The sequence below is a fragment of the Falsiroseomonas sp. E2-1-a20 genome, from assembly GCF_051433195.1.
In the GTDB taxonomy this organism is placed as follows: domain Bacteria; phylum Pseudomonadota; class Alphaproteobacteria; order Acetobacterales; family Acetobacteraceae; genus Falsiroseomonas.
On record NZ_JBHMFT010000001.1, the window covers coordinates 344,608 to 369,092 of the forward strand.

General features: G+C 71.6%; 22 protein-coding genes. 2 read left to right on the forward strand and 20 right to left on the reverse strand.

From position 1 onward, the window contains the following. Nucleotides 1-23: 23 nt before the first annotated feature. Both ACFHPP_RS01695 and ACFHPP_RS01700 read left to right on the forward strand, forming a co-directional pair. On the forward strand, nt 24-929 hold the full coding sequence (locus tag ACFHPP_RS01695; protein WP_437161526.1) for an NAD(P)-dependent oxidoreductase: 906 nt from the start codon (nt 24-26) through the stop codon (nt 927-929). Nucleotides 930-933: 4 nt separating this feature from the next. Continuing rightward, nucleotides 934-1,725: an N-acyl homoserine lactonase family protein gene (locus tag ACFHPP_RS01700; RefSeq protein WP_437161527.1), complete on the forward strand. Its 792-nt coding sequence runs from the start codon at nt 934-936 to the stop codon at nt 1,723-1,725. On the opposite strand, the gene ACFHPP_RS01705 is transcribed toward ACFHPP_RS01700, so the two are convergent. The 20 genes from ACFHPP_RS01705 to ACFHPP_RS01800 all read right to left on the reverse strand — a co-directional run bounded on the left by ACFHPP_RS01705 (nt 1,716) and on the right by ACFHPP_RS01800 (nt 24,479). Next, a complete protein-coding gene (locus tag ACFHPP_RS01705) occupies nt 1,716-2,045 on the reverse strand; it encodes a hypothetical protein (RefSeq protein WP_430671169.1) in 330 nt (109 codons plus the stop codon). The two genes, ACFHPP_RS01700 and ACFHPP_RS01705, sit on opposite strands and share 10 nt — an antisense overlap. Before the next feature lie 43 nt (nt 2,046-2,088). After that, the gene (locus tag ACFHPP_RS01710) at nt 2,089-2,712 is read right to left on the reverse strand and encodes a LysE family translocator (protein WP_437161528.1); all 624 of its coding nucleotides are present in this window, start codon (nt 2,710-2,712) and stop codon (nt 2,089-2,091) included. A 74-nt stretch (nt 2,713-2,786) separates the two neighbouring features. After that, entirely contained in the window at nt 2,787-4,928 is a 2,142-nt protein-coding gene (gene ligA, locus ACFHPP_RS01715) for an NAD-dependent DNA ligase LigA (protein WP_437161529.1), read from the reverse strand. Next, on the reverse strand, nt 4,925-5,395 hold the full coding sequence (locus tag ACFHPP_RS01720) for an N-acetyltransferase family protein (protein ID WP_437161530.1): 471 nt from the start codon (nt 5,393-5,395) through the stop codon (nt 4,925-4,927). The genes ligA and ACFHPP_RS01720 overlap by 4 nt, the downstream gene beginning before the upstream one ends. 48 nt (nt 5,396-5,443) lie before the next feature. Then, complete coding sequence (locus ACFHPP_RS01725; RefSeq protein WP_437161531.1) at nt 5,444-5,773, reverse strand: DUF6968 family protein; 330 nt, start codon at nt 5,771-5,773, stop codon at nt 5,444-5,446. 32 nt (nt 5,774-5,805) lie between these two features. Next, on the reverse strand, nt 5,806-7,485 hold the full coding sequence (gene recN, locus ACFHPP_RS01730; protein ID WP_437161532.1) for a DNA repair protein RecN: 1,680 nt from the start codon (nt 7,483-7,485) through the stop codon (nt 5,806-5,808). A 22-nt stretch (nt 7,486-7,507) separates the two neighbouring features. Then, nucleotides 7,508-8,338, reverse strand: a complete 831-nt coding sequence (locus tag ACFHPP_RS01735) for an outer membrane protein assembly factor BamD (protein ID WP_437161533.1) — start codon at nt 8,336-8,338, stop codon at nt 7,508-7,510. A 169-nt stretch (nt 8,339-8,507) separates the two neighbouring features. After that, on the reverse strand, nt 8,508-9,455 hold the full coding sequence (gene lpxC, locus ACFHPP_RS01740) for a UDP-3-O-acyl-N-acetylglucosamine deacetylase (protein ID WP_437161534.1): 948 nt from the start codon (nt 9,453-9,455) through the stop codon (nt 8,508-8,510). A 269-nt stretch (nt 9,456-9,724) separates the two neighbouring features. Continuing rightward, entirely contained in the window at nt 9,725-11,260 is a 1,536-nt protein-coding gene (gene ftsZ / locus ACFHPP_RS01745; protein ID WP_437161535.1) for a cell division protein FtsZ, read from the reverse strand. 98 nt (nt 11,261-11,358) lie between these two features. Beyond that, nucleotides 11,359-12,651 (reverse strand): cell division protein FtsA, encoded by a 1,293-nt coding sequence (gene ftsA / locus ACFHPP_RS01750; protein WP_437161536.1) that lies wholly within the window; start codon nt 12,649-12,651, stop codon nt 11,359-11,361. 22 nt (nt 12,652-12,673) lie between these two features. Then, entirely contained in the window at nt 12,674-13,564 is an 891-nt protein-coding gene (locus ACFHPP_RS01755; protein WP_437161537.1) for a cell division protein FtsQ/DivIB, read from the reverse strand. Further along, nucleotides 13,554-14,477, reverse strand: coding sequence for a D-alanine--D-alanine ligase (locus ACFHPP_RS01760; protein WP_437161538.1), 924 nt, complete (start codon nt 14,475-14,477; stop codon nt 13,554-13,556). The genes ACFHPP_RS01755 and ACFHPP_RS01760 overlap by 11 nt, the downstream gene beginning before the upstream one ends. Further along, complete coding sequence (gene murB, locus ACFHPP_RS01765) at nt 14,474-15,391, reverse strand: UDP-N-acetylmuramate dehydrogenase (protein ID WP_437161539.1); 918 nt, start codon at nt 15,389-15,391, stop codon at nt 14,474-14,476. Before murB ends, ACFHPP_RS01760 begins: the two co-directional genes overlap by 4 nt. Continuing rightward, nucleotides 15,388-16,827 (reverse strand): UDP-N-acetylmuramate--L-alanine ligase, encoded by a 1,440-nt coding sequence (gene murC / locus ACFHPP_RS01770; protein WP_437161540.1) that lies wholly within the window; start codon nt 16,825-16,827, stop codon nt 15,388-15,390. The genes murB and murC overlap by 4 nt, the downstream gene beginning before the upstream one ends. A gap of 91 nt (nt 16,828-16,918) precedes the next feature. Next, nucleotides 16,919-18,082 carry an undecaprenyldiphospho-muramoylpentapeptide beta-N-acetylglucosaminyltransferase gene (gene murG, locus ACFHPP_RS01775; RefSeq protein WP_437161541.1) on the reverse strand — a complete coding sequence of 388 codons (1,164 nt, stop codon included), beginning with the start codon at nt 18,080-18,082 and terminating at the stop codon, nt 16,919-16,921. Further along, the gene (locus ACFHPP_RS01780) at nt 18,079-19,209 is read right to left on the reverse strand and encodes an FtsW/RodA/SpoVE family cell cycle protein (protein WP_437161542.1); all 1,131 of its coding nucleotides are present in this window, start codon (nt 19,207-19,209) and stop codon (nt 18,079-18,081) included. The genes murG and ACFHPP_RS01780 overlap by 4 nt, the downstream gene beginning before the upstream one ends. Further along, nucleotides 19,206-20,576 (reverse strand): UDP-N-acetylmuramoyl-L-alanine--D-glutamate ligase, encoded by a 1,371-nt coding sequence (gene murD / locus ACFHPP_RS01785; protein ID WP_437161543.1) that lies wholly within the window; start codon nt 20,574-20,576, stop codon nt 19,206-19,208. The genes ACFHPP_RS01780 and murD overlap by 4 nt, the downstream gene beginning before the upstream one ends. Further along, nucleotides 20,573-21,661: a phospho-N-acetylmuramoyl-pentapeptide-transferase gene (gene mraY, locus ACFHPP_RS01790; protein WP_437161544.1), complete on the reverse strand. Its 1,089-nt coding sequence runs from the start codon at nt 21,659-21,661 to the stop codon at nt 20,573-20,575. The genes murD and mraY overlap by 4 nt, the downstream gene beginning before the upstream one ends. Further along, nucleotides 21,658-23,031, reverse strand: coding sequence for a UDP-N-acetylmuramoyl-tripeptide--D-alanyl-D-alanine ligase (locus tag ACFHPP_RS01795; RefSeq protein WP_437161545.1), 1,374 nt, complete (start codon nt 23,029-23,031; stop codon nt 21,658-21,660). Before ACFHPP_RS01795 ends, mraY begins: the two co-directional genes overlap by 4 nt. Beyond that, a complete protein-coding gene (locus ACFHPP_RS01800) occupies nt 23,028-24,479 on the reverse strand; it encodes a UDP-N-acetylmuramoyl-L-alanyl-D-glutamate--2,6-diaminopimelate ligase (RefSeq protein WP_437161687.1) in 1,452 nt (483 codons plus the stop codon). Before ACFHPP_RS01800 ends, ACFHPP_RS01795 begins: the two co-directional genes overlap by 4 nt. Between the last annotated feature and the right edge of the window lie 6 nt (nt 24,480-24,485).

Sequence of the window (24,485 nt, forward strand, 5' to 3'; positions counted from 1 at the left end):
CAGGAACAGCGTGGGGGAAAACGATGTCCGGCACCATCGGGCGGATCGGCTTCATTGGCATCGGGCGCATGGGCTGGCCCATGGCCATCCGCCTCATCGAGGCCGGCTTCGCCGTCACGGTGCAGGACGCCGTGCCCGGCCGCGCCGAGGATTTCGTGCGCCGGCATGGCGGCACCGCCGGCGAGGCCGCGCGTGGCGCCGAGGCCCTCGTCACCATGCTGCCCACAAGCCGGGACGTGGCGCAGGCGCTGGCGGAGGCGGGCCCGCTGCTCGCCCCCGGCGCGGTGGTGATCGAGATGTCCTCCGGCGAACCCTCGGCCACCCGCGCCCTGGCCGCGGACCTCGCCGCGCGCGGCATCGGCATGGTGGACGCGCCCGTCTCCGGCGGCGTCGCCCGCGCCGAGACCGGCAGCCTCGCCATCATGACCGGCGGCGACGCCGCGGCTCTGGAGCGCGTGGACCCGCTGCTGCGCGCCATGGGCACCACCATCACCCGCTGCGGCGAGATCGGCGCCGGCCAGGCGATGAAGGCGCTGAACAACCTGGTCAGCGCGGCGGGCTTCCTGGTCAGCGTCGAGGCGCTGCTGATCGGCAGCCGCTTCGGCCTGGACCCGGCGGTGATGGTCGATGTGCTGAACGCCTCCACCGGCATGAACAACAGCACGCAGCGCAAGCTGAAGCAGTTCGTGCTGTCGCGGTCCTTCGATTCCGGCTTCGGGCTAGACCTGATGGTGAAGGACCTGTCCATCGCGCTCCAGGTCGGCCGCGAAACCGCGACGCCCGCGCCGCTCTCTGCCCAGACGCGAGAATTGTGGGCCGCCGCCGCCGGCCTGCTCGGTTCCGGCCAGGACCACACCGCCGCCGCCCGCTTCAGCGAGGCATTGGCCTCCGATGAGCTGCACTCCCCCCAGATCAACCGGAAGGGTTAGCGCCATGTGGCAGGTCTTCGCCTCCCGCTACGGCGCGCATGAGGCGCGCACGGCGCAGGCCAATTTCATCATGCCGCTGCCCGACCCGCACGAGCTCATGCCGCTCGACTACTTCGTCTGGCTGCTGCGCGGGCCGAACGGGCAGGAGGTATTGGTCGACACCGGCTTCCACCCGGAGACCGCCGCGAAGCGCGGCCGCCCGCTGATGCGCCCGGTGGAGGACTGCCTGCGCGCGCTCGGCACCAGCGCGGAGGCGATCCGCGACGTCGTCATCACCCACCTGCACTACGACCACGCCGGCAACCTCGACCTGTTCCCCAACGCCCGCTTCCACATCCAGGACCGCGAGATCGCCTTCGCCACCGGCCGCCACATGTGCAGCCCCTGCCTGCGCCACGTCTTCGAGGTGGAGGACGTGGTCCGCCTGGTCCGCGCGCTGTATTCCGACCGCGTGGTGTTCCACAACGGCGAGGGCGAGGTGACGCCCGGCGTCACGGTGCACGGCATCGGCGGCCATTCGGACGGGTTGCAGATGGTGCGCGTGGCGACCGCGCGCGGCCCGCTGGTGATCGCCGGCGATGCCAGCCACTTCTACGCCAACATGGCCCGGGAGAACCCGTTCCCCATCGTCTACGACCTCGGCGCCATGGTGCAGGGCTGGCGCCGCGCCCGGAAGCTGGCGGGCGGCGACGAAAGCCTGATCATCCCCGGCCATGACCCGCTGGTGCGCGCCCGCTTCCCGGTCTCGGAGCAGGACCCGGAATCCTGGCGCCTCGACCTGGCGCCTCACTCGTAGAGGAAGGAATACACCGCCAGCGGCAGCCCGACCGCGGCGAACAGCATGGACAGGGCCGGCCAGGTCGGCCGCGGCCCGCGATGGCCGAACCACCAGTTGACCGCGAAAGACCCCAGCAGCGCCGAGGTGCCGTCCGCCCAATGGCGGGTGGCGAAGCCGCGCAGGATCAGCGCGGCCCAGGCCAGCAGCGCGGCGAAGGCGAGCGCCCGCCACAGCAGGTCGATCGATTCATGCTCCGGCCGCATCTCCGGCGTGGTGGAGCGGGTGTGCAGGTAGGCGGCCACCGAAAGCAGCAGCGCGGCGACGAAGAATGCGGACATGGCGCAGGCTGTTACGCGGTACGCGCGGGTGCGCGCAAGCGGCTCAGCCCGGCCGGCCGCCCGCCAGCAGCCGCAGCCCCAGGCCGAGGAACAGCGTGCCCGCCACCGCCTCCAGCCACCGTGCATGCGCCGAAAGCCGCGCCGCCGCGCGCCCGGCGCCGGCGATCAGCAAGCCATAGGCGGGCAGGGACATCAGCGGCACCAGCGGCCCCAGAATCGCCATCTGCAGCCACACCGCGCCCCGCGCCGGATCAACGAATTGCGGCAGGAAGGCCAGGAAGAACAGGATGACCTTGGGGTTGGTCAGGTTGGTCAGGAACCCATCCCGGAAAGCCCGCCGCGCCGGCGCCGCCGGCACCAGCCCTCCGCCGCCCCGCCAGGCCGCTCGAAGCGCACCCGCGCCGAGCCAGATCAGGTAGGTCGCCCCCGCCAGCCGCAACGCGTCGAACAGCATCGGTGACGCCGCGATCAGCGCCGCGGCGCCGGAGGCCGCCAGCGCCACATGCACCATCGCTCCGCTGAGGATCCCAAGCATCGCCGCCCAGCCCCGCCGCGCACCGCCCGCCAGCGTCTGCCCGACCACGAACAGCATGTCCGGCCCCGGCGTCAGGATCAGCACCCAGGCGGCGATCAGGAAGGCTGCGAAAAGCTGCGGGTCGATCGGCATGGTGGCAGCCTGCGCCGCGCGCCCTGCGGCCGGAAACGAATTGCGGTGATGCGCCCGATCAGCGGCGCTGATGCTCAGCCCAGCCCCGCCATCTCCCGCCACTCGGCCTCGGTCAGCACCCGCAGCCCAAGCTCCGCCGCCTTCTTCGCCTTGCTGCCGGCCTCGGTGCCGACCACCACGAAGTCCGTCTTCTTCGAGACGCTTTTCGTCACCTTCGCACCCAGCCGTTCCGCCTGCGCCTCCGCCTCGTCGCGGGACATGGTCCCGAGCGTTCCGGTGAAGACGATGGACTTCTGGGCGAAGGCGCTGTCGGCGGCGGCGATTTGCGCCGCATCCTCAGGCGTCACCTCGCGCGCCAGGTCATCCAGCGCGGCGCGGTTGCCGGCCTCGGCGAAGAACTCGGCCAGCTCGGTGGCGATGGCCGGGCCGATGCCCTGGATCGAGCCCAGCTCCTCCCGCGCCTCGGACCCCACCACCGTCGCCGCCTGCATCTTCTCCCGCCACTCGGCGAAGGAATGGTAGTGCCGCGCCAGCAGCTTGGCGTTCGCCTCGCCGATCCGCCGGATGCCGAGCGCGAAGATGAAGCGCTCCAGCGGCACGCGCCGCCGCGCCTCGATCGCCGCCAGCAGGTTGGACAGCCGCTTGCCGGACTTGGCGCCCCAGCCTTCCCAGCCGCGGATGATTTCGGCCTGGTCCTTGAGGCGGAAGATGTCGGCGGGCGTCTTCACCAGGCCGCCGTCGAACAGCGCCTGCACGTTCTCCTCGCCCAGGCCCTCGATATCCATGGCGTTGCGGCGGGCGAAGTGGATCAGCCGTTCCACCGTCTGCGCCGGGCAGATCAGGCCGCCGGTGCAGCGCTTCACCACCTCTCCGTTCGGGCGGATGGCGTGGCTGCCGCAGGCCGGGCAGCGGTCCGGGAAGGCGTAGGGTTCTGCCCGGGCTGGCCGCTTCTCCAGCACCACGGAGACGATCTGCGGGATCACATCGCCTGCGCGCTGCAGCACCACCGTATCGCCGATCCGCACATCCTTCCGCGCGATCTCGTCCTCGTTGTGCAGCGTCGCGTGGCTGACCATGACGCCGCCGACGCTGACCGGCTGCATCACTGCCCGCGGCGTCAGCGCCCCGGTGCGGCCGACCTGGATCTCGATATCCAGCAGCACCGTCGTTGCCTGCTCCGCCGGGAACTTCCAGGCGACGGCCCAGCGCGGCGCGCGCCCGACGAAGCCGAGGCGCCGCTGCCAGTCCAGCCGGTCCAGCTTGTAGACGACGCCGTCGATATCGTAGCTGAGCGCCGCGCGCCCTTCCGCCATCCGCTTCTGGAATCCCAGCGCCGCATCCTCGTCCGGCAGGATCTCGGAGGCCGGGTTCACGCGAAAACCCCAGAAGCGCAGCCGGTCGAGCCAGCCCGAATGCGTCTCGGCCGGCGCCTCGCTCGCCTCGCCCATCGCATAGGCGAACAGCTTCAGGGGCCGCTGCGCCGTGATGGTGAGATCCAACTGCCGCAGCGACCCCGCCGCCGCATTGCGCGGATTGACCGGCACGACGATGGCCGGGCCGAGTTTTTGGCCGCGTTCCCGCCTTGTCTCCCGTTCCGCCAGCGCCTGGGCCTGCTGGTCGCGAAACCGCAGAAAATCGGCCTTCTCCATGAAGACCTCGCCGCGGATCTCGATGCGGGCGGGGAAGGGGGCGCGCAGCTTGCGCGGCAGGTCGGACAGGGTCAGCAGGTTGCGGGTGACATCCTCGCCCTCCGCCCCGTCGCCGCGCGTCGCGCCGCGGGTGAAGGCGCCGTTCTCGTACAGCAGGTTGATCGACAGCCCGTCGATCTTCGGCTCCCCGACGAAGACCAACTTTTCCTCCGCCTCCAGCCGCAGGAAGCGCCGGACGGAGGCGGTGAATTCCAGGAAGTCGGCATCGGCGAAGGCATTGTCGAGCGACAGCATCGGCACGCCATGCCGCAGCTTGGCGAAGCCCTCCGCGGCTTCCGCCCCCACTTTCCGGCTCGGACTGTCATCGCGCACCAGTTCGGGAAACCGTGCCTCGATGGCGCGGTTGCGGCGGACCAGCGCGTCATAGGCCGCGTCGCTGATCTCCGGCGCGTCCTTCGCGTGATAGGCCGCGTCGTGATGCGCGATCTCGGCCGCCAGCGCGGCGAGTTCCTCGGCGGCCTCCGCCTCCTCCAGCGTCTCGACCGGTCGCTGCCGCGGCATGGTCATGTGGCCGCCAGGCGGTCCAGCGCCGCACCCTCGATGATCTCGCCGCTGAACATCCCCTCGCTGCGCGCGCCGATGGCGCGGTAGAACAGCAGCGCCTCGTCGTCGCCCTCATCGACGCCCCACCAGAGGCAGCGCGCGCCGACCCGCTGCGCTTCCACCGCCAGCCGCGCCATCAGCCCGCGCGCCAGCCCGCGCCGACGCGCGTCCGGCTTCACATACAGGTCGAGCAGCATCAGTGCCCAAGCGGCGCGCACCGCGTCGTAGATCGTGCCCGCGGTGGCGAAGCCGGCCACTTCGCCTTGCCACTCGGCGACAAACAGCATCGCCTTCGGCTGCGCCCCGAGCAGGTCGCGCCGCACGATCTCCTCCGTCATCGGCGGATCGTGCATGTCCTCGCCCAGCGCATTGATCGCGACGATCAGACCTGCCACCGCCTTGGCATCCGCCGCGGTCGCCGCGCGGATCACAGCAGCCCCCCCGCCAACAGGTCTCGCCGGGCAGGAACGTTCACAAGCCTATTCACTTGGCGTACCACGACCGGAGTCCGAGGAAAGCCATCCTAAGTCTGCAACTCCGGCCGGGAGCGGGAAGCCCGGCTCATCCATGTCCAGCCAACTTAGTGCACCAGCCTCGAATTCCGCACTGGCCCGAAGATCCGCAGCAATGCGCTCCATGGCCATCTGGAGGACCTGAAAGCCGTCAATCCCCAAAACCCGCCCTCGCTTTCGCGTAAGCGGTCCCTCAATTCGATAGATACAAAGATAGTCTTGCTGCATACGCTCAGGTTTATCCAGTTCAACCTTGATCCGGCCAACTTTGCTGTGAAGCATCCGGAATGCGATCATTTCAGAGCTCCGGCAGGTTTACCAGGTCGCGATTAAAGTAGCCCGCCCGCCAGCAGGCTGTCCGCCGCCATCCGCGCCGCCTCCGTCACATGCTCCCCGGCCAGCATCCGCGCGATCTCCTCACGCCGCTGGGGCGCGTCCAGCGGCGTCACGCGCGTCTCCGCCCGCCCGGCCTTCACCTGCTTGGCGACGGACAAATGGCGGCTGCCGCGCGCCGCCACCTGTGGCGAATGCGTCACCACCAGCACCTGCAACCGGTCCGCCACCCGCAGCAGCCGTTCGCCGACCGCCGCCGCCGTGGCGCCGCCGACGCCGCTATCCACCTCGTCGAAGACCAGCGTCGGCACCGGGGAGCCGCGCGCCAGCACCACCTTCAGCGCCAGCATCAGCCGCGACAATTCGCCGCCCGAGGCCACCTTGTCCAGCGCGCCCGGCGCCTGGCCCGGGTTGGTGGAGACCAGGAAGGTCACCCGGTCCACCCCCTCCGGCCCCCAGGCCACTTCCGGCTTCGCTGCCACCTCCACCACCAGCCGCGCCCGGTCCAGCTTCAGCGGCGGCAATTCGCGCGCCAGCGATTTCTCCAGCTTCTGCGCCGCCTCCCGCCGCGCCTCCGTCAGCCGGCCCGATGCGGCCAGGTAGGCCGCGCGGGTCTCTGCCAGCCGCTTTTCCGCCGCCGCCACCTGGCCCGTCCCGGCATCCAGCGCCGCCAGCCGGTCCTTCAACTGCGCCAGCAGGCTCGGCAGTTCCACCACCGGCACCATGTGCTTCCGCGCCGCCGCGCGCAGGCCGAACAGCCGTTCCTCGACATGCTCCAGCCGACGCGGATCGGGCGCTGCCTCCTGCACCAGGCGCTCCAGCGCCGTCTCGGCCTCCGCCAGCGCATCCAGCGCCCGGCCGATGGCCTCCAGCGCCGGTTCCGCATCGGTGTTCGGGGCCGGCAGCCGCTCCAGCGCCCGCGCCGCGCCGCGCAGCGCGTTGCCGGGATGGGCGCTGCGCCGGTCTCGCGGCTGCAGGCTGGACAGCGCCTCCGAGATCGCCTCGCCGCGCCGCTCGCCCTGTTGCAGGCGCTGGCGCTCCGCCGCCAGGTCGTCCTCCTCGCCCTCGGCCGGGGCGAGCGTCTCCAGCTCCGCCACCGCGTGGCGCAAGAATTCCTCGTCCCGCTGCGCCGCCGCGATGCGCTCGCGCGCCTCCGCCAGCGCGCGCTCCGCCTCCCGCCAGGCGCGATGCGCCAACGCGGAGGCATTGCGCAGCGTGTCCAGCCCGCCCGAGGCATCGAGCAGCCCGGCATGGTTCGCCGGATCGGTCAGCCCCACCTGGTCGTGCTGCCCCTGGACCTCGACCAGCAGCGCGCCCAGCCGGCGCATCAGGGCGAGGCCCACCGGCTGGTCGTTGACGAAGGCGCGGGATCTTCCATCGGCGGTGACGATGCGCCGCAGCACGATCTCGTCCTCCGCCTCGATCCCCTGTTCGGCCAGCAGCGCCCGCGCCGGATGTGCGTCCACCGGCGCGAAGGCCGCGGCCACGCTGGCCTGGGATTGCCCGGACCGCACCAGCCCGCTTTCCGCGCGCGCGCCGAGCGCGAGCCCCAGGCTGTCCAGCAGGATGGATTTGCCCGCGCCCGTCTCGCCGGTCAGCACCGTGAGGCCCGGGCCGAAGCCCAGGTCCAGGCGCTCGATCAGCACGACGTCGCGGATGGCGAGCGAGGTCAGCATGGCGCCAACCAGCCCCTGTCGCTCAGAAGATGGAGCCCACGACGCGCCGGACCAGGCCAGGCCGGTTCGGCTCGGAGCCTTCCGCGCCTTCGACCAGCAGCGCGTAGCTGTCCTGGTACCAGGGGCTGCCCGGGTAGTTGTGGCCGAGCACGGCGGCGGTGCGCCGCGCCTCCTCCACCAGGCCGAGCGTCAGGTACAGCTCGGTCAGCCGGTGCAGGGCTTCGGGGACGTGGTTGGTGGTCTGGTATTCGTCGATCACCCGGCGGAACCGGCCGATCGCCGCGGTGTGCAGGCGCCGCGTCTGGTAGAAGCGCCCGATCGTCATCTCCCGCCCCGCCAGGTGGTCGCGTGCGAGATCCATCTTCAGCCGGGCATCGCGCGCATAGGGCGTGTTCGGGAAGCGGTTCGCCACGTCCTGCAACGCCGCCATCGCCTGTTCGGTGGTGCGCTGGTCGCGCTGCGTGTCGTTGATCTGCTCGTAGTAGGACAGCGCGCGCAGGTAATAGGCATAGGCGATGTCGCGATGCGCCGGGTGCAGCTGGATGAAGCGGTCCAGCGCGCCGAGTGCTTCCGTGTACCGGTTCCGCATGTATTCGGAATAGGCGGACATCAGCTTGGCGTTGGTGGCGAAGGCGGAATAGGGGTGCTCGCGCTCCACCGTATCGAAGGCCGTCACCGCGGCGGCATAGCGCTGCGCCTCCAGCGCCTCCATTCCGCGCGCGTACAGCGCCTCGGGCGAGGTGTCCTGGCCAGTGGCGCCCGGGCGCACGCCGAGCGTGTTGTCGCGCCCGTCCCACGCCGTGCAGGCGGCGATGGGCAGGATGAGGATCAAGGGCAGAAGGCGTCGAAGCATCGCGCACCGGTCCGGCATGGGGCTTCCCTATACCATGCCGCGGCATGGTCACGGCAAGGCGCGGGTCGCCGCCGTGTGTCTCCGCGAGTCCTAGGCCATCGGCGCCAAGCTGTCACTTCACCGGGCAGCGGAACCCGGCGGAGCGTTTAGGCCATCGCCGGGACGGCGTTCAGGCCATCGCCGGCGCGGCGGCGGCCGGCAGGCGGGTGGCGACGCCGTCCATCGGCACCTCGCCATCCACCAGGCGCCAGGCGCGGTGGTCCGCGAACAGGGCGCGCAGCACCTTGTTGTTCAGCGCGTGGCCGGAGCGGTTGCCGACGAACCGGGCAGACAGCGCCGCGCCGGCCAGGGCCAGGTCGCCCACCACGTCCAGCATCTTGTGCCGCACGAACTCATCCGGCCGGCGCAGCCCGCCGGGGTTCAGCACCAGCGGGCCGTCCACCACGATGGCGTTGTCCAGGCTGCCGCCCTGCGCCAGGCCGGCGGCCCGCAGCCGCGCGATGTCCTCGGCCAGGGTGAAGGTGCGCGAATCAGCGAGTTCCGCCCGGAAGCTGGCCGGGCTGAGGCGCAGGTTGACCGATTGCTGGCCGATGGCGGTGGACGGGAAATCGATCGCCAGCGACGCCTCGAAGCCGGGCAGGGAGGCCGGCTGCAATTCGGCGAAGGCGTCGCCTTCCTCCACCCGCACGCGGGCCAGGACCTCGATCACCGGGGCGGCCACGTCCAGGCCGACGGTGCCGGCGCAGTCGATCAGGAAGACGAAGGGCGCGGCGGAGCCGTCCAGGATCGGCACCTCCGGCCCATCCAGCTCGACGATCGCGTCGGTGACGCCGGTGCCGGCGAGGGCCGCCATCACATGCTCCACCGTGCCGATGCGCGCCTGCGGCGCCCCTTCGGCCACCAGGGCGGTGCAGAGGCGGGTATCGACCACGCGGTCGAAGCGGGCGGGAATATCGATGCCGAGGTCGCTGCGGCGGAACAGGATGCCGGTGCCGGCGGGGGCCGGGCGCAGGGTCAGCGAGACGCGGCGGCCGCTGTGCAGGCCGACGCCGACGCAGCCGATCACGGTCTTCAGCGTCTTGCGCCGCCTCAGATCGACAGGAAGGAAACCGTCCATAGCTTGCTCGCGCCCCTGACCCCGCCCTGCGCCGCGGCCGCACTAGGCGGCCGAACCTCAGGAACGTGTCCTAGAAACCCGCCGCCTGCCCGGATGGGAAGGCTTGAGGGGGGACGCCAGACCCGGCGTCCCGAGTGGTTGATGCCACCACCACCCGGGAAACACCATTCAAGCGTTGTTTCTCCGTATTACGTCAGAAACCACTGGAATTAAACGATTTTTGCGGCGCAGCAACGCCGCAATTTCGCCCTATTTCCGGAGAGGCCGCCTCAGTTGCTCTGCCGGCGCAGGAAGGTCGGGATGTCGAGGCCCATCTCGTCCTGCTGCGTCGGTGCGGCCACCGGGCGGGGCGCGGCCTGCGGTTCCTGCCGCACCGGCTGGGCAGCCTGGGGCGCCGGGGCGTCCACGTCGCGGCGCCGCAGCCCCGTCGCCTGGAGGAACAGGTTCTTGAAGCCGCCGGACTGCACCGGCGGCAGCGGCGCCGCCTGGCGGGTTCCGGCCGGGGCGCGGAGCGAGGCCTCGGCAGGCTGCTGCATGCTGACCGGGGCCTCGGCGGGCGGGGCCTGCACCGCCTGGACGTTGGCGGCCTGCATCGGCGCGGGCTGCGGCGCGGCATAGGTCTGCGCCGGGCGCATCTGCGCCGGCTGCGAACCACCGGATGCCACCCGCGGCGTGAAGCCGGCCGGGCCGCGCATGGAGGGCGGCATCGGCTGGCCCTGCGGCGCGCCCGGGCCCTGGTTGCCCCCATGCGGCACCGGCGCGCTGGCCACCGCCTGCACCGACCCGCCGCCGCCCATCGCCACCAGCTTCGGCCGCTCCGCCTCCCGCGTGTCGCGCGCGTCGATACCCGTGGCCACCACGGAGACCCGCAGGCGGCCGTTCATCGATTCGTCGACGGAGGAGCCGAAGATCACGTTCGCGTCCTCGTCCACTTCCTTGCGGATGCGGTTGGCCGCCTCGTCCACCTCGAACAAGGTCATATCCAGGCCGCCGGTGATGTTGATCAGCACGCCGCGCGCCCCGTGCATCGAGGTATCTTCCAGCAGCGGGTTGCTGATCGCCTCCTCGGAAGCCTTCACAGCGCGGCCTTCGCCCTCGGCCTCGCCGGTGCCCATCATCGCCTTGCCCATCTCCGCCATCACGGTGCGGATGTCGGCGAAGTCGAGGTTCACCAGGCCGGGGTTGACCATCAGGTCGGTCACGCCGCGCACGCCCATGTACAGCACGTTGTCGGCCATGCGGAACGCCTCCGCGAAGGTCGTGCGCTCATTCGCCAGCCTGAACAGGTTCTGGTTCGGGATGACGATCAGCGTATCGACGAACTGCTGCAATTCCTCGATGCCCGCATCGGCGGCCTTGCGGCGCTTCGGCCCCTCGAAGTCGAAGGGCTTCGTCACCACGCCGACCGTCAGGATGCCACGCTCGCGGGCCATGCGCGCGATCACCGGCGCCGCGCCGGTGCCGGTGCCGCCACCCATGCCTGCTGTCACGAACACCATGTGGCTGCCTTCCAGGTGGCGCGCCAATTCGGTCTCCGCTTCCTCCGCCGCGCCGCGCCCGATCTCCGGCTTCGCGCCCGCGCCAAGCCCCTGCGTCAGGTAGGAGCCGAGCTGCACGCGGCGATCCGCCTTGCTGTGCTGGAGCGACTGCGCATCGGTGTTGGCGACCAGGAACTCGACGCCCTCCAGCCCCATCGTGACCATGTTGTTCACGGCATTGGTGCCGCCGCCGCCAACACCAATGACGGTGATGCGCGGCGTGAAGTCGGTGTGCTGCTGGTTCGGGATCGTCAGGTTGAGGGTCATGAACGGGGCCTTTCCTGGAAGCTCAGCCAAGGGAAGTTGAAAATCGGTATCGGGTTGCACGTCGGTCAGACGCGCACCGTAAGTCAGTTGCGCGTCGGTCAGACGCGCACCCGTAGCCAGTCGATCAGGCGACGCACGCGGCCACGCGACCGGTCGGCGCCAGGGGCGATGTCGATCAGGGGCCGGCCCTCGCCGGCGCCCCAGGCCAGCAGCCCGATGGCCGCCGCGAAGGGCGGGCCGCCGGCGGTCTCCGGCAGGCCACGCACGCCGCGCGGACGGCCGATGCGCACCTGCCGGTCCAGCACGCGGGCCGCCAGTTCCCGCGCGCCGATCAGCTGGCTCGCGCCACCCGTCAGCACGACGCGGGACCCGGCCTCGCGCGCGACGCCGGCCTGCTCCAGCCGCTCGCGCACGAATTCGAAGGTCTCCTCCAGCCGCGGCCGGATGATGTTCACCAGCATGGTGCGCGGCACGCGCGCGATGTGGTCCTCATCCTCGCCGACCAGCGGCACCGGCAGCATCTCCCGCTCGTCATCCGCCGCCGCCATGGCGCCGCCATGCAGCGTCTTCAGCCGCTCGGCGTGATTGATCGGCGTCGACAGCACGCGCGCCAGGTCGTTCGTCACCTGCCAGCCGCCGACCGGGATCTGCGCGGTGTGGATCAACTGCCCTTCGCTGAACACCGCGATGGAGGTGGTGCCGCCGCCCATGTCGATGACGGTGGCGCCGATGCGCTTCTCGTCCTCCACCAGCGTGGCGAGGCCGGCGGCGAGCGGGGAGGAGACCAGCTCCTCCACCTCCAGGTCGCAGCGCGCCAGGCAGGCGCCAAGGTTGCGCAGCGCCGCCTGCGAGGCATCCACCAGGTGCACCCGCGCGCCGAGCTGGTCGCAGACCATGCCGCGCGGGTCCTCGACGCCCGGCGTCGCATCGACGGTGAAGGACACCGGCGAGCCATGCACCGTCTCCCGCCCATCCTCCGCCCCGCGGCGGCGACCCTCGGACAGGATCGCGCGCAGATCGGCTTCCGTCACGGCGCGCCCGCTGATCGGCCATTGCAGGTTCATCAGCCGCGACGTCGGCTGGCCGCAGGACAGGTTGACGATGGCGCCGGTCAACTGCGTGTCGGACATCTCCTCCGCCTGTCCGACGGCGGCGCGGATCGCGCGCTCCGCCTCCTCCAGGTCCACGATGGAGCCGCCCTTCACGCCACGGCCGCGTTGCCAGCCGAAGCCGAGCACCCGCGGGTCGCCATCGCCCTCGATGCGCGCGATCAGGCAGACCACCTTGGTGGTGCCGATGTCGAGCACACCGAAGGTGCCGCTGCGCGCACCGCGCCGCCGACGCTCGGAGGGCGGCTCGACGCCGATGGGGAGGCGCGACAGCGCATTCATGCGCGGAGGACCTGATTTGCGTTCATCCGCGCGTGCTCCGGGTGGCGTTGCGTCGTGCGGGCGGCGCCGGCTGTTCCGCCACCGGCTGCTGCCGCACCACCAGCCTGTCCGGCAGCCGCATGTCGACGGCGACCAGCGGACGGTCCAGCAGCGCGTTGCGCGCATGCAGTTCCGCCAGCCGGTTCAGCGCCGGCGCCTCGTGGCCCTCCGGCAGCAGCACATCCGTGCCGCTGTGCAGCCGCAGGTTCCAGCGCCGTTCGCCGATGCGCACCAGCGCCTGGGTGCGCGCCAGGATGTTGCGATGCGCCTGCAGCAGGTCGTAGAGCGCCGCCGCATGCTTTTCCGCCCCGGCGCCGACCACCAGCGGCAGCGGGCCGAAGGCGTCCAGCGTTTCCGTCTCCACCACCAGCCCGTTGCGGTCGATCACCGCGAACCGGCCCTGGTGCTGCCAGATCGCAAAGGGCGCGCGTTCCTCCAGCCGCACCAGGATGGTGCCGGGCAGGCGGCGTTCCACATGCGCGGAGGCGATCCAGGCGATGCTCTGCAAGCGCTCCCGCGCCTCCCCCGGCGAGAAGCCGAGCATCGGGTCGCCGCGTTCCACGCCGATGGCCGAGCGGATGAGATCGAGCGGCGCATTCTCGCGCCCCTCCACCAGCACTTCCGTCACCTCCAGCCCCGCGGCCAGGCCGAGTTCCGCCGCATTCTCCACCACCGCCCGCACGCGCCCGGCCGGGTCCGCCGCATAGACCGCGTAGCCGGCCACGCCGAGCAGCCCGAAGCCGATGGCCCACAGCGCCGCCGGCCGCAACAGCCCGCGCCGCCGCTTGATCCACAGGCGCAGCGAACTGGGCCGGTCCGGATCCCGTCGCGCCACCGGGGCGCGACGCGCGCTGCTGACGGGGCTACGCGCCATGCCGGGCCTCCCGCACCATCCAGGCACACAGCTCGGGGAACCCGATGCCGACATGCGCCGCCTGTTCCGGCACCAAGGAGGTCCGCGTCATGCCCGGCTGGGTGTTGACCTCCAGCAGGAACAGCCGCCCCGGCTCGCCCGCCGTGTCGTCGTAGCGCAAATCGGCGCGGGACACGCCGCGGCAGCCCAGCGCCTGGTGCGCCCGCAGCGCGATCTCCATCGCCTTCGCCCGCGTCTCGGGATGCACGGGGGCGGGAAGCGTATGGCGGCTGCCGCCATCAGCGTACTTCGCCTCGTAGTCGTAGAACACGTGGCCGGTGTCGATCTCCGTCACCTCCAGCGCGCGGTCGCCCATCACGGCGACGGTCAGCTCGCGTCCCGGGATGAAGGCCTCCGCCATGATCCGCCGGTCGAACTTCCAAGCCCGCGCCACATTGGCCCGCCGGTTGTCGCCGTCCCGGAAAATCTCGACGCCGACGGAGGAGCCTTCGTTCACCGGCTTCACGACATAGGGCAGCGGCAGCGGGTCCGCCGCCTCCAGCTCCTCCGGCGTCACCAGCCGGCTTTCGGCGACAGGCAGCCCGGCCGCGAGGAACACCGCCTTGGCCGCCGACTTGTCCATGGCGACCGCCGAGGCGCGCACGCCGGAATGCGTGTAGGGCAGGCCCATCCAGTCCAGCACGCCCTGGATGCAGCCATCCTCCCCGTAGCGGCCATGCAGCGCGTTGAACACCACATCCGGCCCGGCGGCCTGCAGCGCGCCGATCACCGCGCCGAGGTCGGCGCCGACTTCGATGGGCGCCACCTCGAAGCCCGCCGCGCGCAGCGCCGCCATCACCTGCCCGCCGGTCGCGAGGCTGACCTCGCGCTCCGCCGAGACGCCGCCGAACAGCACCGCCACGCGCATGCTCATGCCGAGACCTCGCCGATCCGCTTGATTTCCCACTCCAGCGTGATGCCGGAATGGGCCTGCACGCGCGCCCGCACTTCCTCGCCCAGCGCTTCGAGCTCCGCCGCCGTCGCGCCGCCCGTGTTGAGCAGGAAGTTCGCGTGCAACTCGGACACCTGCGCGCCACCGCGAACCAGCCCGCGGCAACCCGCGGCATCGACCAGCGCCCAGGCCTTCTGGCCCGGCGGATTCTTGAAGGTGGAACCGCCGGTCCGCGCCCGCACCGGCTGCGTCGCCTCCCGCGCCACCCTTATCTCCGCCATCCGCGCCGCGATCGCACCTGCGTCGCCCGAGGTCGCCCGGAAACGCGCCCGCACGACCACGCCGCGCGCCGGCAGCGTCGCGTGGCGGTAGGCGAAACGCAGCGCCTCGGCCGACAGACGAAGAAGGCCCGCCGGCGTCGCGACCTCCGCCCAATCGAGCGCGTCACGCACCTCGCGCCCATAGGCACCGGCGTTCATCGCCACCGCGCCACCGATGCTGCCGGGGATGCCCGAGAGAAACTCCAGGCCGCCCAGCCCCGCCGCCGCCGCATGTTCCGCCACCACCGCATCCAGCGCCGCCGCGCCCGCCACGATACCGTCGGCCTCCACGCCAACTTCGCCGAAGCCGCGCCCCGCCAGGCGCAACACCACGCCGCGCACGCCGCCATCGCGGATGATCAGGTTCGACGCGGCACCGATCACCGTCAGCGGCACGGCATCGGGCAGGTCGCGCAGCAGCAGCAGCAGGTCGGCGACATCGGCCGGCCGCACCAGCCACTCCGCCGGCCCGCCGACGCGGAACCAGGTGAAAGGTGCCAGCGGTGCATCCCGCTGCACGCGTCCGCGCAGCGGCGGCAGGGTCGCGTGCGGGGCCATGGCGCGGCGCGCCGTCACGTGGTGCCGACCAGGCGCGGCCGCGTCCGCGACTGCAGCGCCAGAAGCTGCTCCGGCAGCGCATGCGCCCAGGTGGTGATGGTCCCGGCACCGAGGCAGATCACGTAGTCGCCGGATTTCGCGATGGCGTTCACCATCTCCGCCAGGCTGTCCGGCCCCGGCAGCGGCACCACGCTGCGATGCCCGCGCGCGCGCAGCCCCTCGACCAGCGCGTCGCGATCAACGCCCGGCATCGGCTGCTCACCCGCTGCATACACATCCGCGACGATGACGGTCCCGGCATCGTTCATGCACGTACAAAAGTCCTCGAACAGCGAGGCGAGGCGGGAGTAGCGGTGCGGCTGCACCACGGCCACCACGTCCCGCGCCCCGGCCTGCCGCGCCGCCTTCAGCACCGCCGCGATTTCCACCGGATGATGGCCGTAGTCGTCGATGACGGTGATGCCGCCGGCCTCCCCTGTGCGGGTGAAGCGCCGCTTGACGCCCTTGAAGCCCATCAGTGCGGTGCGGATGGTCGCCTCGGGGATGTCCATTTCCAGCCCGATGGCGATGGCGGCCAGCGAGTTCTGCACGTTGTGGCTGCCCAGCATCGGCAGGCGCATCGGCTTCAGCAGCCGGCTGCGGCCGGTGGCACGGTCGCGCACCGCGACCTCGAAGGTCGCCCCGGTGCGATCCGTGATCAGCTTCTCCGCCCGCACATCCGCCTGCGGCGAGAAGCCGTAGGTGATGATGCGGCGATCCGACAGGCGCGGGATCATCGCCTGCACTTCCGCATGGTCCGCGCACAGCACCGCGAAGCCATAGAACGGGATATTGCCGACGAACTGGGCGTAGCCCTCCTTCATCGCCTCCTCGGTGCCCCAATGGTCCAGGTGTTCCGGATCCATGTTGGTCACCACGGCGCAGACGGCGGGCAGCTTCAGGAAGGATCCGTCGCTTTCATCCGCCTCCACCACCATCCAGTCGCCGGAGCCCAGGCGCGCATTGGTGCCGTAGGCGTTGATGATGCCGCCGTTGATCACGGTGGGGTCGAGCTTCGCCGCTTCCAGCACGCAGGCGACCAGGCTCGTCGTCGTCGTCTTGCCATGGGTACCGCCGATGGCGACTGCCCACTTCAGCCGCATGAGCTCGGCCAGCATCTCCGCCCGCCGCACCACCGGCACCAGCCGCGCCCGCGCCGCCTGCACCTCCGGATTGTCGCGCTTCACGGCGGTGGAGACCACCACCACCTGCGCCGTGCCGAGATTCGCCGCGTCGTGCCCGATCGACACCGGAATGCCGCTTGCACGCAGCCGCAGCACATTGGTGCTTTCCGACAGGTCGCTGCCCTGCACCGCATAGCCGAGGTTGTGCAGCACCTCCGCAATGCCCGACATGCCGATGCCGCCGATGCCAACGAAGTGGATGGGCCCGATGGAAAGGGGCAGCGCGCGCATCAGCGGCAATCCAGGAAGAAGGGACGCGCAACCGCGCGTCGGGCGATGCCAACGAAGTGGATGGGCCCGATGGAAAGGGGCAGCGCGCGCATCAACGGGACTCCGACTGCGCGATCGTGCGCGAAAAATCCTGCGGTGCAGGCCGACGGACCAGCCCCTGCACCAGATCGGCCAGGCGCCGTGCCGCATCCGGGCGCGCCAGGCTTGCCGCCGCGGCGGCCGCCTTCGCCAACACCGCTGGCGTCGAGAACATCGCCGTCATCTGCCGTGCGAGCAACTCTGGCGTGAAGCCCGGCTGCGGCATGATCCAGGCGGCCCCGGCACGTTCCAGCGAACGGCCATTCGCCGTCTGGTGGTCGTCGATCGCGTGCGGCAGCGGCACCAGCAGGGAAGGCCGCCCGGCACAGGCGAGTTCCGCCACGGTCGAGGCGCCGGCGCGCGCGACCACGAGATGCGCCATCGCCAGCCGCACCGCAATATCGCCAAAGAAGGGAGAAAGGTCCGCCGGAACGCCCGCTTCCCGATACGCCGTCTCGACCCGCGGCAGATCCTCCGCCCGCGTCTGCTGCGTCACCACCAGGCGCTGGCGCAGCCGTTCCGGCAGCAGCGCCACGGCGCCCGGCACCACATCGGCGAAGATGCGCGCTCCAAGGCTGCCGCCCAGCACCAGCAGCCGGATCGCGCCATCCTCGCCCGGCGCCGCGAAGCCCTGGCCCGCGAGCGCCGCCAGCGCCGGACGCACCGGGTTGCCCACCACCTCGACATGGGCCGAGGTCGGCACCCGCGTCGTATCATCCGCCGACAGCGCCAGCAGGTCCGCGCCCGGCGCCAGCAGCCGGTTGGCGCGGCCGAGCACGCCGTTCTGTTCATGCAGCGCCGTCGCCGGCCGCGTCGCCCGCGGCAGCAGACGCGCCGCGATCAGCGGCGGGACGGAGGGGTAGCCGCCGAAGCCGACCACCGCCGAAGCATCCAGCCGCGCCAGGATGCCGCGTGCCTCGATGGTGCCGGCCGCCAGCGCCAGCGCACCGCGCACCGCACCCTGCACGCCGCGGCCGGCGAGGCCGGAGCCCTTCAGCACAAAGCGTTCCGCATTGCCGAAGGCGGGGCTTTCGTAGGCGGCGCTGCGCGCATCCGTCATCAGCGCGATCCGTTCGCCACGCGCCACGAGTTCCGCCGCCAGGGCCTCGGCGGGGAACAGATGCCCGCCGGTGCCGCCGGCGGCGATGACGATGGGGCGCACGCTTGGCCCTCTCATCGCTCATCCTCGGCACGGGACAGGCGGCGGCGCGTCAGCGCCAGCAGCATCCCCATCCCGAGCGCGATGGCGAGGACGGAGGACCCGCCATAGGACACGAAGGGCAGCGTCATGCCCTTTGTCGGGATCAGGTGCAGGGTGGAGCCCATGTTGATGAAGGCCTGCAGCCCGAACTGCGTCAGCAGGCCGGCGGAGGCCAGCACCACGAACAAATCGCCCTCGCCCAGCAGCCGCACCAGGCCGCGCACCACGACGAAGGCGAACAGCGCCAGGATGATCAGGCACATCACCAGGCCAAACTCCTCCCCGGCCACGGCGAAGACGAAGTCCGCATGCGCGTCCGGCAGCATGTTCTTCAACCGCCCCTCGCCGGGACCGCGCCCGAGCAGCCCGCCATTGCCGAAGGCCTCCAGCGCCACCTCGATCTGGAAGTTCTCCGACTGCTCGCCGGTGAAGCGCGCCACGCGCGCCTGCACATGCGGGAACAGGAAATACGCGCCGACGGCGCCGGCGATGCCGAGCAGCCCGACGAAGCCCACGGCCAGCAGGTTCAGCCCGGCCACGAAGAACTGCGCGAAGAACACCGCCGCCACCACCAGCATCATGCCGATGTCCGGCTGGCTTTTCAGCATCACGCCGATCACGCCGAAGATCAGCACCGACAGCACCGTCGCGCCATGCCGGCGCGCCAGCTTGCCCTCCGCGATCAGCCAGGCGGCGACGACGGCGAAGCAGGGCTTCAGGAATTCCGAGGGTTGCAGCGAGCCGAAGCCCGGCAGCGAGATCCAGCGCCGTGCGCCCTTGATCTCGGTGCCCACCACCAGCGTCGCCGCCACCATCAGCATCGCACCCGCCAGCCCGGCCCAGGCCAGCAGCCGCACCTGCTTCACCGTCAGCATCGAGACGGCGACCAGCACCGCCGCCGCCAGCCCGAGATAGACGACCTGCCGCAGGAAGAACATGTTGCGGGACGCGGCACCGATCCGCTCCGCCACCGCGGGGCTCGCTGCCAGCATCATCACGTAGCCGAAGCCGATCAGCGTCAGCAGCGCCGCCAGCGTCCAGCGGTCCACCGTCCACCACCAGCGCCCGACCGTGGAGTTGTCCGCGCGCGAGACCTGGATCATGCCGCCCTCCCCACATCCGCGGAGGCCATCGCCTGCACCAGCGCCCGGAACCGGTCGCCGCGCGCATCGAAGCCGGTGAACTGGTCCCAGGACGCCGCGGCCGGCGACAGCAGCACCACCGGCGCGCCGCCCATCCTCGCCGCGGCGGCGGCGGCCGGTACCGCATCCTCCAGCGTGCCCGCGACCTCATGCGGCACGCCATGCGCGGCCAGCGTCGCGGCGAAGGCCAGCGCATCGCGGCCGATCAGGACGGCGCGGGCGATGCGCGGGAACAGCGGCACCAGGCTCTCGATGCCGCCCTCCTTGCCGGTGCCCCCGGCGATCCAGACGACACGCTCATAGGAGGCCAGCGCACGCGCCGCGCTGTCCGCGTTGGTCGCCTTGCTGTCGTTGATGAAGCGCACGCCGCCGACCTGCCCGACCAGCTCCTGCCGGTGCGGCAGCCCGCCGAAGCTGCGCAACCCCTGCGCGATGTCCGTCCGCGACACGCCGAGCGCCAGCGCCGCGGCTGCGGCCGCGGCCGCGTTCTGCGCGTTGTGGCTGCCGGGCAGGGCAGGGGCCTCGTCCAGGTCGACGATCTCAGCCACCGCATCCCGCAGGCTGCGACCCGTCGCCCAGACGCCGCCCTCGACCGCCCGTTCGCCCGAGATCGGCACGAGCCGCGCCGCAGTCCCGCGCGCCATTCCGGCGGTCCAGGCATCGTCCTGGCCGACCACGGCAAAGTCACCGCGGACCTGCCGCGCGAAGATGTTCGCCTTCGCAGCGGCAAAGCCGGCCATGCTTCCATGACGGTCGAGATGATCAGGGCTGAGGTTCAACATCACCGCCCCGTTGAAGCCGACTTTCGCGATTCGCTCCAAGCTATAGGATGACATTTCCAGGGTATAGACGCCGTCCGACCCCAACATCTTCAGTCCAAGCGCCGGCGGACCAAGGTTTCCACCCACCTCCGATACGCGGCCGGAACCGCTCAGGATGTGGTGCAGCAGGGCCGTGGTCGTTGACTTCCCGTTGGTTCCGGTGATCCCAACGAAACGCGCCGCGCTGCCCGATGCTCGGACGGCACGAAACAGATACTCGACGTCGCACAGGATCGGCACGCCCGCCGCCCGCGCCGCCACCGCGGCCGGATGCGGCTGCGGCAGCAGGTGCGGGATGCCCGGCGACAGCAGCAGCGCGTCGAAGTCGAACCGCCCGGCGGACAGATCGCGCACCGCGAACCCCGCCGCCTCCGCCGCCGCACGCGCCGGTGCGCCATCGTCCCAGCAGGTGACCTCGGCACCCCAACCGGCCAGCCGCGCGGCCGCCGGCAGGCCGGCCCGGCCGAGCCCCACGACCGCGATGCGCTCCCCCGCGAAGGGCTTCATCGCAGCTTCAAGGTCGAAAGCCCGACCAGCCCCAGGATCATGGCGATGATCCAGAATCGGATGACGATGGTGGCTTCCGCCCAGCCCTTCTTCTCGAAATGGTGGTGCAGCGGCGCCATCAGGAAGACGCGCTGGCCGGTGCGCTTGAACCAGAACACCTGGATGATGACGGACAGCGTCTCCACCACGAAAAGGCCGCCGACGATGGCCAGCACCACCTCGTGCTTCGTCGCCACCGCCACCGCGCCCAGCGCGCCACCCAGCGCCAGCGACCCGGTGTCGCCCATGAACACCGCCGCCGGCGGCGCGTTGAACCACAGGAAGCCGAGGCTCGCGCCGATCAGCGCGGAGCAGAACACCGCCAACTCGCCCGAACCGGCCACGGCATGCAGTTGCAGGTGGTCCGCGAAGATGCGGTTGCCGACCAGGTAGGCGATCAGCGCGAAGACGCCGGCTGCGATCATCACCGGCACGATGGCGAGGCCGTCCAGACCGTCGGTCAGGTTCACCGCGTTGGAGGAGCCCATCATCACCAGCATGGCCAGCAGCGGGAAGGCGATGCCAAGCGGGATCAGCGCCTCCTTGAAGAACGGCATCGCCAGCTTGTCGGCCAGCGGCTCCGGCATCAGGAAGTACAGCCACACCGCCGCGGCCAGGCCGATCGCCGCCTGCGTCACCAGCTTCTGCCGGCCGGACACGCCCTTGGTGTTGCGCTTCGTGACCTTCAGCCAGTCATCGGCAAAGCCCAGCGCGCCATAGCCCAGCGTCACCAGCAGCACGCACCACACGAAGCCGTTGCGCAGGTCCGCCCAAAGCAGCGTCGATCCCGTCAGGGCCAGCAGGATCAGCATGCCGCCCATGGTGGGCGTGCCCTTCTTGGTCAGCAGGTGGCTCGCCGGCCCGTCCTCGCGGATCGGCTGGCCGCCATTCTGCTTCGCGCGCAGCCAGCGGATCAGCATCGGGCCGAAGAACAGCGCGATGACCAGCGAGGTGATGCAGGCGGCGCCGGCACGGAAGGTGACGTAGCGCACCACGTTAAAGGGCGAGAAGCTGTCGGCCAGCGGGGCGAGCAGGTGGAAGATCATGCAGCGGAGCTTTCGTGGAGGCTTGCGGTCAAAGCCTGCACCACGGTCTTCATCCCGGTTGCCAGACTGCCCTTGACGAGAACGGCATCGCCATCGCGCAGCGCGGCGGCAACGAGGGGCGCGAGTTCGGCGGAGGTTTCGGCCCAACCACCGATCTGTGCGGCCGGCAGCGCGTCCAGCGCATGGCGCATCAGCGGACCGCAGGCGAAGACCAGGTCGGCCGCCCCCGTGATATGCGGCGCCAGCCCGGCATGCTCATCCCGCGCGAAATCGCCGAGTTCGCCCATCTGCCCCAGCACCGCGACGCGGCGCCGTGCCGGCAGCAGCCGCAGCAGCGCCAGCGCCGCGCGCATGGAGGGCGGCTGGCCATTGTAGGCCTCGTCCAGCAGCACGGCGCGACCGCCATCCGGCGTCGCGATAGAACGGCGGTCGCCCCGCCCGGCCAACGCCCGGAAGTCCGGCAGCACGCCCGCGACCTTCGCCACGTCACCGCCGAGCGCCGCGACGGCCGCGAGCGCCGCCAGCGCGTTGCCCGCCATGTGCAGGCCCGGCGTTCCCAGCCGGAAGGTCACGCGCGCGCCGGCAACCTCTGCCTCGATGTCGCTGCCCTCGGCATCGGCTGCGATCCGCGTGGCGCGCACGTCACCGCCTTCGCCGAAGGTGACGATACGCGCATCGCCGGCCGCGGCCCGCAGCAACGGCAGGAAGGGGGAGGCGGCCGGCAGCACCGCGACGCCGCCCGGCTCCAGCCCCTGCAGGATCGCCGCCTTCTCCCGCGCGATCGCCTCCAGGCTGCCCATATGGCCGATATGCGCCGCCTCCACCGCCGTGATGACCGCGACATGCGGCCGCGCGAGGCGGGCCAGCGGCGCGATCTCGCCCGGGTGGTTCATGCCGATCTCGATCACGGCATAGGCACTGTCGCGCGGCATCCGTGCCAGGGTCAGCGGCACGCCCCAATGGTTGTTGTAGCTCGCCACCGCCGCATGCGTCGGACCCAGGACCGAGAGCAGGGCGCGCAGCATCTCCTTCGTCGTCGTCTTGCCGACGCTGCCGGTCACGCCGACCACCCGCGCTTGGCTGCGTCCGCGCGCCGCGTCCCCCAGCGCCCGCAGGCCGGACAACGTGTCGCCGACACGCAGCAACCGCGCATCCGCCTGCATCCCGCCATCCACCATCGCCGCCGCCGCGCCGCGGGCCAGCGCATCCGCGACGAAGGCGTGGCCATCCCGCACGTCACGCAGCGCCACGAACAGGTCACCCGGTGCGACGGAGCGGCTGTCGATGGACACGCCGGTGACGGCGACCTCCGCCGCAAGGGTCCCGCCGGTGGCACCCCGCAGCTCGGCGCTGGTCCATAGCGTGCTCATGCCAGGCCCGCCGCCGCGCGCACCACGGCCACGTCGTCGAAGGGCAGGGTTGCGCCGCCGATGGTCTGGCCGCTCTCATGCCCCTTGCCCGCCACCGCCAGCACGTCGCCCGGCCGCAGCGCTGCGACGGCGCGAGCGATGGCCGCGGCGCGATCCCCGGCATCGATGCCGCCAGGGCAGGCAGCCAGCACGGCGGCACGGATCGCGGCCGGGTCCTCGCTGCGCGGATTGTCATCCGTCACCCAGCAGATATCCGCCTGCACCGCGCAGGCCGCGCCCATCAGCGGCCGCTTGCCCGGGTCACGGTCGCCACCGGCGCCGAACAGCACATGCAGCCGTGCACCCGGCGCGACATGCGCGCGCAGCGCCCGCAGCAGGCGGTCCAGCGCATCGGGCGTATGCGCGTAGTCGACATAGACCGCCGCACCACCCGGCAGCCGCGCCGCCAGTTCCATCCGCCCGCGCACGCCCTGCAGGCGCGGCAGCAGCGCCAACACCCGCGAGGGCGCCAATCCGGTGCCGATGGCCAGCGCCGCCGCCATCATCACATTATCCAGCTGGAACCGGCCCGGCAGCGCCAGGTGCAGCCGCTCGCGCAGGCCGAAGCCTTCCAGCGTCACCTCCTGCCCATCCGGACGCGCCTCATGCGCCAGCAGGCGCAGCGCCGCGCCGGCCTCGCCCACCGTCAGCAGCCGCAGGCCGCGCGCGCCGGCAATTCCGCGCAGCGAATCGAGCGTCGCCGCATCCATCTCGGCATTGGCGACCGCGCAGGCGCCCGCCGGCAGCAGCGTGTCGAACAGCCGCAGCTTGGCAGCGCGGTAGGATGCCATGTCGCCGTGGTAGTCCAGGTGGTCCCGCGTCAGGTTGCTGAACCCCGCCGCCGCCAGCCGCACGCCATCGAGCCGCCGCTGTTCCAGCCCGTGCGAGGACGCCTCCAGCGCCACCGCGCCCACGCCCGCCTGCGCCAGCGCCGAAAGCCCCGCATGCAGCGCCACCGGGTCCGGCGTGGTCAGCGACGGTCCCGGCGGAAAGCCCTCCGCCACCAGCCCCAGCGTGCCCAGGGAGGCCGCGCGCTGCCCGTTCAGCGTCCAGATCTGCCGCAGGAAATCCACGCTGCTGGTCTTGCCGTTGGTGCCGGTGACGGCGACGACCATCTCCGGCTGCCGCCCGTGGAAGGCCGCCGCGACCAGCGCGAGGACGCGCCGCGGGTCGGCGGCGCGCAGCAGTGGTCGTGCCTCGATGCCTTCCGGCCATGCGGTTCCTGCGGGCGCCAGCACCGCCGCGGCCCCGCGCGCCACCGCCTCGCCGATGAAGCGGCGTCCATCCGCCTGGCCGCCGGGCAGGGCCGCGAACAGATCGCCCGGCGCGACCTTGCGGCTATCGGCCGTCAGTCCACCGAGCGGCGGCAGCGCGCCGTCCGGGACGCAAAGCTCCGGGATCGCCCGCAGTGCTTC

Bases quoted from the DNA above. Each gene is read 5' to 3' on its own strand.
- ACFHPP_RS01695 (WP_437161526.1), top strand. From the start codon at position 24: ATGTCCGGCACCATCGGGCGGATCGGCTTCATTGGCATCGGGCGCATG.
- ACFHPP_RS01700 (WP_437161527.1), top strand. From the start codon at position 934: ATGTGGCAGGTCTTCGCCTCCCGCTACGGCGCGCATGAGGCGCGCACG.
- ACFHPP_RS01705 (WP_430671169.1), bottom strand. From the start codon at position 2,045: ATGTCCGCATTCTTCGTCGCCGCGCTGCTGCTTTCGGTGGCCGCCTAC.
- ACFHPP_RS01710 (WP_437161528.1), bottom strand. From the start codon at position 2,712: ATGCCGATCGACCCGCAGCTTTTCGCAGCCTTCCTGATCGCCGCCTGG.
- ligA (WP_437161529.1), bottom strand. From the start codon at position 4,928: ATGACCATGCCGCGGCAGCGACCGGTCGAGACGCTGGAGGAGGCGGAG.
- ACFHPP_RS01725 (WP_437161531.1), bottom strand. From the start codon at position 5,773: ATGATCGCATTCCGGATGCTTCACAGCAAAGTTGGCCGGATCAAGGTT.
- recN (WP_437161532.1), bottom strand. From the start codon at position 7,485: ATGCTGACCTCGCTCGCCATCCGCGACGTCGTGCTGATCGAGCGCCTG.
- ACFHPP_RS01735 (WP_437161533.1), bottom strand. From the start codon at position 8,338: ATGCTTCGACGCCTTCTGCCCTTGATCCTCATCCTGCCCATCGCCGCC.
- lpxC (WP_437161534.1), bottom strand. From the start codon at position 9,455: ATGGACGGTTTCCTTCCTGTCGATCTGAGGCGGCGCAAGACGCTGAAG.
- ftsZ (WP_437161535.1), bottom strand. From the start codon at position 11,260: ATGACCCTCAACCTGACGATCCCGAACCAGCAGCACACCGACTTCACG.
- ftsA (WP_437161536.1), bottom strand. From the start codon at position 12,651: ATGAATGCGCTGTCGCGCCTCCCCATCGGCGTCGAGCCGCCCTCCGAG.
- ACFHPP_RS01755 (WP_437161537.1), bottom strand. From the start codon at position 13,564: ATGGCGCGTAGCCCCGTCAGCAGCGCGCGTCGCGCCCCGGTGGCGCGA.
- ACFHPP_RS01760 (WP_437161538.1), bottom strand. From the start codon at position 14,477: ATGAGCATGCGCGTGGCGGTGCTGTTCGGCGGCGTCTCGGCGGAGCGC.
- murC (WP_437161540.1), bottom strand. From the start codon at position 16,827: ATGCGCGCGCTGCCCCTTTCCATCGGGCCCATCCACTTCGTTGGCATC.
- murG (WP_437161541.1), bottom strand. From the start codon at position 18,082: ATGAGAGGGCCAAGCGTGCGCCCCATCGTCATCGCCGCCGGCGGCACC.
- ACFHPP_RS01780 (WP_437161542.1), bottom strand. From the start codon at position 19,209: ATGATCCAGGTCTCGCGCGCGGACAACTCCACGGTCGGGCGCTGGTGG.
- murD (WP_437161543.1), bottom strand. From the start codon at position 20,576: ATGAAGCCCTTCGCGGGGGAGCGCATCGCGGTCGTGGGGCTCGGCCGG.
- mraY (WP_437161544.1), bottom strand. From the start codon at position 21,661: ATGATCTTCCACCTGCTCGCCCCGCTGGCCGACAGCTTCTCGCCCTTT.
- ACFHPP_RS01795 (WP_437161545.1), bottom strand. From the start codon at position 23,031: ATGAGCACGCTATGGACCAGCGCCGAGCTGCGGGGTGCCACCGGCGGG.